At 61.3% G+C, this 7,774-nt stretch carries 7 protein-coding genes and 1 pseudogene; 3 read left to right on the plus strand and 5 right to left on the minus strand.

The window, feature by feature from the left end; translation table 11 throughout:
• Together BN1129_RS21045 and BN1129_RS21050 are read left to right on the plus strand one after the other, a co-directional pair.
• Positions 1-650: FAD-dependent oxidoreductase (locus tag BN1129_RS21045; RefSeq protein WP_167335300.1), on the plus strand; the 650-nt coding region annotated here is incomplete at its 5' end.
• A gap of 114 nt (positions 651-764) precedes the next feature.
• Entirely contained in the window at positions 765-1,313 is a 549-nt protein-coding gene (locus tag BN1129_RS21050) for an NAD(P)H nitroreductase (RefSeq protein WP_042039233.1), read from the plus strand.
• Between the two features lie 396 nt (positions 1,314-1,709).
• Here the strand turns inward: BN1129_RS21050 and BN1129_RS21055 are convergent, their stop codons facing one another.
• The 3 genes from BN1129_RS21055 to prmA all read right to left on the minus strand — a co-directional run bounded on the left by BN1129_RS21055 (position 1,710) and on the right by prmA (position 4,433).
• Positions 1,710-2,261 carry a sugar O-acetyltransferase gene (locus BN1129_RS21055; protein WP_042039234.1) on the minus strand — a complete coding sequence of 184 codons (552 nt, stop codon included), beginning with the start codon at positions 2,259-2,261 and terminating at the stop codon, positions 1,710-1,712.
• A 110-nt stretch (positions 2,262-2,371) separates the two neighbouring features.
• Complete coding sequence (locus BN1129_RS21060; protein ID WP_042039235.1) at positions 2,372-3,346, minus strand: D-2-hydroxyacid dehydrogenase family protein; 975 nt, start codon at positions 3,344-3,346, stop codon at positions 2,372-2,374.
• A 208-nt stretch (positions 3,347-3,554) separates the two neighbouring features.
• Positions 3,555-4,433: a 50S ribosomal protein L11 methyltransferase gene (prmA, locus tag BN1129_RS21065; protein ID WP_042039236.1), complete on the minus strand. Its 879-nt coding sequence runs from the start codon at positions 4,431-4,433 to the stop codon at positions 3,555-3,557.
• 161 nt (positions 4,434-4,594) lie between these two features.
• On the opposite strand from prmA, the pseudogene BN1129_RS24520 reads away from it, so the two are divergent.
• A pseudogene (locus tag BN1129_RS24520) lies at positions 4,595-4,796 on the plus strand (LysR substrate-binding domain-containing protein); the annotation flags it as partial.
• Positions 4,797-4,798: 2 nt separating this feature from the next.
• Here the strand turns inward: BN1129_RS24520 and BN1129_RS21070 are convergent.
• Both BN1129_RS21070 and panF read right to left on the minus strand, forming a co-directional pair.
• The gene (locus BN1129_RS21070) at positions 4,799-6,226 is read right to left on the minus strand and encodes a PTS transporter subunit EIIC (protein WP_042039237.1); all 1,428 of its coding nucleotides are present in this window, start codon (positions 6,224-6,226) and stop codon (positions 4,799-4,801) included.
• Positions 6,227-6,315: 89 nt separating this feature from the next.
• Positions 6,316-7,773 carry a sodium/pantothenate symporter gene (panF, locus tag BN1129_RS21075; RefSeq protein ID WP_042039239.1) on the minus strand — a complete coding sequence of 486 codons (1,458 nt, stop codon included), beginning with the start codon at positions 7,771-7,773 and terminating at the stop codon, positions 6,316-6,318.
• Position 7,774: the final 1 nt, after the last annotated feature.

Below are 7,774 nucleotides of genomic sequence, written 5' to 3' on the forward strand. Positions count from 1 at the left end.
TTGACGAGGTGATCCTCGCCACCGGCATCCGCCCGCGCTCACCAAATATTCCGGGCATTGAGCATCCCAAGGTGATGAACTACCTCGATGTATTGCGGGATCACAAGCCGGTCGGCCAGAAGGTGGCGGTGATCGGCGCAGGCGGCATCGGCTTCGATGTGGCTGAATACCTGGTTGAGAAAAAGGTGGAGATGGATGCCGACGGCCATCGTGATCACTGGCTCAAGGAGTGGGGCATCGACAAGCAACTCGACCAGCGTGGCGGCTTGATCGCCCCCGAAATCGACGCGCCCGAGCGCCAGGTCTGGCTGTTGCAGCGCAAGGAGAGCAAGGTGGGTGACGGCCTTGGCAAGACCACCGGTTGGATCCACAGAACCGTGCTCAAGAACCGCAAGGTACAGATGCTCTCCGGGGTGCAATATCTGGGGATCGATGACGAGGGCTTGCACATTCAGGTGGGCGAGACCAAACAGTGTCTGCCGGTGGATCAGGTGATCATCTGCGCAGGGCAGGAGCCCCTCAAGGAGTTGCAAGCTGGATTGCAGGCGGCGGGCAAGCCGGTGCATATCATAGGTGGTGCCGACGTGGCGGCCGAGCTGGATGCCAAGCGCGCCATCCGGCAAGGGGCCGAGTTGGCTGCCGTTATCTAGCCAGCCATACCCTCTGACCCTCTATCGTGCGATAAACCCCTGAGCCTCAGGGGTTTTCTTCATTCGGTGCTGTGCTAAGGTAGCGCCATCATTGCCCCAGAGAAGGAATTGCCCATGGATGCCCTCACCCTGTTGCTCAACCGCCACTCCTGTGGCCGTCTCGCCGATCCCGCCCCGAGCGGTGAGGTGCTCGACAATATCCTCAAGGCGGGACTGCGCGCGCCGGATCACGGCACCCTGACCCCCTGGCAGTTCATTCTGTTTGAAGGGGAGGGTCGTGGGCGGTTGGGTAACCTGCTGGCAGACGCGGCCCGCGCCCGTGGCGAGGATGAAGATAGCGTCAAGAAGTGCCAGGAGGCGCCGCTGCGCGCGCCCTTGCTGGTGGCCGTCGCTACCCGCTATCAGGCCCACCCCAAAGTGCCGAAACTGGAGCAGGAGCTCTCTGCCGGTTGCGCCCTGATGGCGATGCAGATGGCCGCGCAGGCGCAGGGCTTCAACGGTATCTGGCGCTCCGGCTGGTTCATCTTCGATGAGCGGGTCAACGAGGGGTTGGGGTTGGCACCGGAGGATCAACTGGTGGGTTTCCTCTACCTCGGTACCCCCATGCTGGAGGCGCGCAAGTTGCGCGAACTGCCGCCAGATGAGTTTGTCCGTCGTTTCTAATCTGCATATTTTTTAGTCAAGGCCCTGACTTGTCAGGGCTTTTTTGAGCCTGCCCGATTATGTTCCTGAGGCTGCACTGATAAATAAATACTTGCCAAGAGGGAGATGGGGCTTGGCAGGGAATTTTTTAAATAGTGAGAGGCTGTTCTCAATCTTGGTTGATTACGCTATGTAAAACGTTTGCGCCTTATTAATATCTCTATGCCAGTTTAGAAGGTGACCCCTTCTGATTTTCTGCGATGAGAGTCGCAATTCCGTAGCACCTTTTTACAGCCCAACGTCTTCGTGACATTGGGCTTCATTTTTATGGGCTCCTGTTAACTGCCGCATGCCTGCCCGTACTTCACTGCGCGGCCCGTTCGGCGGTTGCTGCGACCGCCTGGCAGCGGGAAGGGATCAGCGCCCCGTGTTGGCAGGCAGGATCCGGGCCGGGTTGCCCACCACCCGCGCACCGGCTGGCACGTCTTTGGTCACCACAGCGCCCGCGCCGACGATGGCCTCCCGCCCTATGGTGACGCCGGGCAGCAGGATGGCGCCGCCGCCTATCCAGACCTTGTCTTCTATGGTCACCGGCAATGCCGTCTCCATCCCCTGAATGCGCTCATCGGCTGCCAGCGCGTGGGCGGCGGTGTAGATCTGCACGTTCGGTCCTATCATGACGTTGGCGCCGATGCGGATCGGTGCGTTGTCCAGCAGAGTGGCCCCCATGTTGATATAGGAATTTTTTCCCAGGCTGATATGGCGGCCATAGGTACAGTAAAGGGGCGGACAAATGAAGGCCCCCTGTGCCAGCTCGCCGACTATCTCCTGCAGCAGCGCCAGCAGTTCCTCCTCCTCGCTGCGATTGAAACGGCGATAGCGGCGCGCCGTCTCGTGGCGCAGGACATCCAGCTCCGGCGCCATGCAGTTATAGACTTGGCTACTGATCATCTTTTGATATTCGGTCATGGGGCATTCTGCTCTCTGATTGGCATGAGGTGAGTGGGGCAGCAGGCCGCTGCACACGCGTGCGGACAGAGTCATATATGACTGCCTTGTCAGCAGAATAAGCGTGAGCTTCAGCCCTGCGCCGGTATCACCAGGTTTTGTGGCCTGCCATCGGCAAAGGCCAGCACATTTTCAAATGCCTTGCGAAAGTAGAGCTCATAGCTGTTTTGCTCCACATAACCCAGATGCGGTGTGGCCAGCACGTTGGGTAGACGCAGCAGGGGCTCGCTGTCGAGTGTGGCTGGTTCGAGATCGAACACATCCAGCGCAGCTTGCTTGAGCGGATTGGCGGTGAGCTCGGCATAAAGGGCTCCCGGCTCGATGAGCTCGGCCCGGCTGGTATTGACCAGCAAAGAGTCTGCTTTCATGCGAGCCAGATCGGCACGGGTAACGCAGGCTCGAGTGATCTCGTTGAGCCGCAGATGGAGGGACAAGACATCGGCCTGCCGGAAAAATGCGTCCTTGCCGGCAGCGGCTTCCAGCCCATCCTGCTCTGCCCGCTGACGGGATGAGTCACTGCCCCATATCAGTACCGACATGCCAAATGCTTTGCCATAGCGGGCTATGTGCTGGCCTATCTTGCCATAGCCCCAGATGCCGAGTGTCAGACCGTGCAGAGTTCGACCCAGACCGAGGCTGCCGGATTGCTGCCATTGGCCTTGGCCCAACGCTTTGCTGTAAGCGGGAATATGGCGTGAGGCCGCCATGATGAGTGCCCAGCAGAGCTCGGCAGGCGCAATGGGGCTGCCGACTCCTTCAGCGATGGCAACACCGTATTGTTGGCACTGTACCGGGTCTATATGCTGGCTGATCTTGCCGGTCTGGCTGATGAGCTTGAGTGAGGGAAGCCCCATCAGCAGGTGTTCGTCGATGCGAGTACGCTCGCGGATCAGTACCAGAGCCTCAATGCCTTCCAGCATGGCGGCAAGACGTGCTGCATCTGGCTCACTCTGGTTGAGTACCATGACATCATGCCCCGCCAGCATGGCAAAGCAGGGTAGATGACGAACCTGATCCTGATAATCATCCAGAATGGCAATGCGCATAAAGAGTCTCCGTTCCCATCATTCCTCGTTTGATGCTCATCCTACCGGAATTGAATCAGAATTTGTTCTCGAGTGGATATTTTTCTCGGCGGGTTAGCACTATGGGCAAGCCAACGAGCCTCGTATTGGCTGGTCAGGTTTCATGGGGACTGAAACGAGCAGGGCCCCCGTATGGGAGCCCTGCTTGTATAGGAAGTGGCGGATCTTATCAGCCGTGCTTGCGGCCGGAGAGGCGGCACCACTCCTCTTTCACTGCGGTCGGGTCCATGTCGAACCACTGGCCGTAGATGGTTTCCAGCTCCGGGGCCTGGCTTTCCAGCACGCCGGAGAGGGCCATCAGGCTGCCCGCCTTGCCGTGGCCGGCGATAAGCGGTGCCAGTTCGCGCAGCGGGCCGGCCAGGATGTTGGCTACGACGACATCCGCTTCGACGTCTTGCGGCTGGTCCGCAGGCAGGTAGAGTTCAATCTGGCCCGCCACGCCGTTACGCTCGGCGTTGTCGTGGCTGGCCTGGATGGCCTGCGGGTCTATGTCGATACCGATGACGCGGGCGGCCCCCAGTTTCAGGGCGGCGATGCCGAGAATGCCGGAGCCACAGCCAAAGTCGACCACGGTTTTACCGGCCAGATCCAGCCCATCCAGCCACTGTAGACAGAGCGCCGTGGTGGGGTGGGTACCGGTACCGAAGGCCAGACCCGGATCCAGCATCACGTTGACCGCATCGGGGTTCGGCACATCGCGCCAGCTCGGGCAGATCCAGAGGCGCTCGCCAAACTGCATGGGGTGGAAGTGATCCATCCACTCGCGCACCCAGTCCTTGTCTTCCAGCTGTTCGACTTTGTAGCCGACGTCTTCACCGAAGATCTGCTGGAAGAAGGCGATGGTGGGGGCCGGATCGGTTTCGGCATCGAACAAGCCCATCACTTCGGTCTCGCCCCAAAGCGGGGTTTCACCCGGCAGCGGCTCGTACACGGGCACATCCTGGGCATCCATAAAGGTCACGGCCTGGGCTCCACGCCCCAGCAGCATGTTGCTCACCTTGTCTGCTGTCTTGGCAGTGGCGTTGATTCGAATTTGTATCCAGGGCATGGCGTCGACTCTTCATAAATGTGAAACCGCGAGATTCTATCATCATGGGCCTGTGCTGTCGTGGTTTGCCCATGTCGGCATGACGCAGGAAGAGAACGCCGCCGAGTCGTCGATGGTGCAGATGTGGGCGAATGAGGCTGGCCATGGCATCCCAGTGCTGCTCGGTGGCATTGGTACAGAAGATGGCATTGCACGAAGGGGGGATTGCCCTGTTGCCACACCACGTTTGCCAGCAGGATCTGGCGACGGGGCGGTTGCACAAGGTGCTGCCGGATCACCCCATACCGCCCAATCCCTTCTGCCTCATCTCCCCGAATGCGCTCGCTGATGGACGTCGTCGCCGAGCGGCTGCCGTTTGCCTGAGGTTACCAGTTGCTCTGGCTGGCGGACTCCTGGTTGGGCTTGAGGCCGAGCGGTACCGACTGGCGCTCCGCCAGCATGCGGATCTGCCCTTCGATCAGGCTGGCATTGGGGCCCAGCACCAGCACCAGCTGGTGATCGTTGAGCTGGATCCAGGAGAGGCAACCCAGCCCCAGCAGACGAGACTGATCCACCCGCGCTATGTCGCGGACCCGCAGGCTGAGGCGGGTCAGGCAGACGCTCATGGCCTGCAGGTTGTCCATCCCGCCCAGCACCTTGAGGTACTGGATCGCCAGCATCTGGGGGTCGGAGGGGGCGACGCTCGCCAGCCGTGGATACTCGTTGGCGATGGGCTTGCTCGGCAGTCTGAGGGGGGCGCGCTCCAGCAGCTGATAGAACAACAGGGTATAGGCGACGAAGAACAGGATACCGACCGGAATGAGCCAGAAGCTGTGCACGCCGGACTGATAGCTCAGCATCAGATCCAGCAGGCCGGCGGAGAAGTAACTGCCCACCTGGATGCCCAGAGCATTGCAGATGGCGAGCGACAGCCCGGTCAGCAGGGCATGGGCCAGAAACAACCAGGGGGCGGTGAAGGCGAACAGAAACTCGATGGGCTCCGTGATCCCCACCAGTGCCGAGGTGAGTGCCAGGGTGAGCAGCAGGCCCCCTTGCGGCAGTCGCTGCATGCGCTGGCGGTGCAGCCAGATGGCAAAACAGGCGCCCGGCAGGCCGAACATGATGATGGGGTAGAGCCCGGCCACATACCCTTCGTGCAGCGGCTGGGCAGAGGCCAGCGCCTGCAGGTTGCTCTCGCCCAGCCCCATGAGGCTGCCCAATACCTGATGCAGGCCAAGGGGGATCAGCAAGCGGTTCAGCACGCCATAGCAGAAAGCCCCCAGCGGGGTGGTGAGCAGCTCTGAGGCCAGCAGCGTGATGCCCTGCTCCAGCAGGGGCCAGAACAGGGAGAGAGGGAACGCCAGCAACAGGCAGCTGAGCGCCGAGGCGAACAGGCAGAGAAAGTCCCGATTCACTCTCTGCAACCAGCCCGACAGTGTATGCCGCTTCACCCAGGGGTAGACGATGGCCGTGGTCATGCCCGCCAGCAGGCCGCAGATCATGTCCGCATGCAGGCCGGGGGCCAGGGTGCCCAGTGCCGAACTCAGCAACAGAAAGTTGACGGCCCCGGCCAGCGCCTGGGTACCCTCTCCCTGCCGGCTCAGGCCGAAGGCGATGGCCACCGCGTAGATGAGCGGCATCTGGCTGAACAGGGCACGTCCCGTGAGGGAGAGCACCGCCAGATCCAGCACATCCGGTTGACCGAGCCGATAGAACATGGCCGCCAGCGGTATTATGGAGACCGGCAACAGCAGGGCATAACCGAGTCGTTGCAGGGCTTGAGTCAGGATCTGTCTGGCGTTCTGTATTGGCATAAGGGAACGTGGTTTTGTGACGTGGCGCACATTTTACCTGCAAAACACCCATTTGAGGATGGTTTTGGAGCCCTTCATTAATCTATTTGTTATTGCTGCTCAAACAATCGCCGCACGCCCTGATCGGGTGGTGGTGTCAGCAGGCTGACCACCACGAAGGCAGCCAATCCTAGCCCCAGGCTCGGCACTATGGCGTGCAGTCCGGCCAGCTTGATCCCCGACTGACTCAACACGCCATAGCAGACGATGCCGGACACCATGCTGGCCAGCGCGCCCGGGCCGTTGGCCCGTGACCAGTAGAGGCCGAGCACCAGCGGCCAGAGGAATACCGCCTGCAAGCCGCCAAAGGCGAGCAGGTTGAGCCAGATGATCATCTCGGGGGGCTGTAGCGCCGCGAGCAGCACCAGGGTGCCCAGGATCAGGGTGCAGAGCAGGGAGAGGCGGGGAATGTGCACCTCCAGCTTCTCCTGCTTCGGATTGAGGTAGTTGAGGTAGAGATCCTTCACCAGGGTCGCAGAGGCCTGGATCAGCTGGGAGTCGATGGTGGACATGATGGCTGCCATGGGCGCCGCCAGGAAGACCCCGGCCAGCCAGGGGGGCAGCACCTCCATCATCAGCGAGGGCATGATCTTGTCCGGGCTGTCCATGCCGGGCAGGATGGCGCGACCGAGCGCCCCGGCCAGGTGCATGCCGAACATCAGCAGGGCACTGACCACGGTGCCGATGAGAATGCCTCTGTGCAGCGCCTTGCTGTCGCGGTAGCCAAAGCAGCGCAGGGCCGAGTGTGGCAGCCCCACTACCCCGACACAGACCAGGATCCAGAAGCTCAGCATGAAGGGCTGGGTCAGCATGTCGCCGGCCCCCTGCGGGCTCACCAGCTTGGGATCGATCTCCCTGAGCTGGTGGATGAGATTGGGCAGGCCGTCACCGGCAATCAAAATCCCCGCTAGCAAGGCGCCGGTGCCGATCAGCATGATGATCCCCTGTAGGGCATCGGTCATCACCACGGCGCGAAAGCCGCCGATCACCGTGTAGAGCAGCACGCAGCTGGCAAACAGGAAAAGCCCCTGCTGATAGCTCAGGCCGGTCGCCGTCTCCAGCAGGCGAGCGCCGCCGATAAACTGCACCACCATGGTCGCGATAAAGGCGAGGATGATGGTGACCGAGCCCAGTACGACGACGGCCTTGCTCTGATAGCGGGCCCACAGCATGTCGTTGATGGTCACCGCATTGACCCGGCGGGCTATGATAGCGAACTTCTTGCCGAGCACCCCCAGGGTGAGCCAGACGGTGGGCAGCTGGATCATCGCCAGCAACACCCAGCCAAGGCCTATTTTGTAGGCTGCCCCCGGGCCGCCGATGAAAGAGGACGCCGAGGTATAGGTGGCTACCAGCGTCATGGCCAGTACCAGGCCGCCCATGCTGCGGTTGCCGATGAAGTACTCCTGCACAAAGTCGCCGCCGGCACGGTGGCGGCTGGCCCAGAAGCCGATCCCGAGCACCAGCACCAGATAGAGGATGAGCGGCAGCATCAGCTCAAGATTCATG

Source organism: Aeromonas popoffii, assembly GCF_000820025.1.
Lineage (GTDB): Bacteria > Pseudomonadota > Gammaproteobacteria > Enterobacterales > Aeromonadaceae > Aeromonas > Aeromonas popoffii.

Bases quoted from the DNA above. Each gene is read 5' to 3' on its own strand.
- BN1129_RS21055 (WP_042039234.1), bottom strand. From the start codon at position 2,261: ATGACCGAATATCAAAAGATGATCAGTAGCCAAGTCTATAACTGCATG.
- BN1129_RS21050 (WP_042039233.1), top strand. From the start codon at position 765: ATGGATGCCCTCACCCTGTTGCTCAACCGCCACTCCTGTGGCCGTCTC.
- BN1129_RS21070 (WP_042039237.1), bottom strand. From the start codon at position 6,226: ATGCCAATACAGAACGCCAGACAGATCCTGACTCAAGCCCTGCAACGA.
- BN1129_RS21060 (WP_042039235.1), bottom strand. From the start codon at position 3,346: ATGCGCATTGCCATTCTGGATGATTATCAGGATCAGGTTCGTCATCTA.
- prmA (WP_042039236.1), bottom strand. From the start codon at position 4,433: ATGCCCTGGATACAAATTCGAATCAACGCCACTGCCAAGACAGCAGAC.
- panF (WP_042039239.1), bottom strand. From the start codon at position 7,773: ATGAATCTTGAGCTGATGCTGCCGCTCATCCTCTATCTGGTGCTGGTG.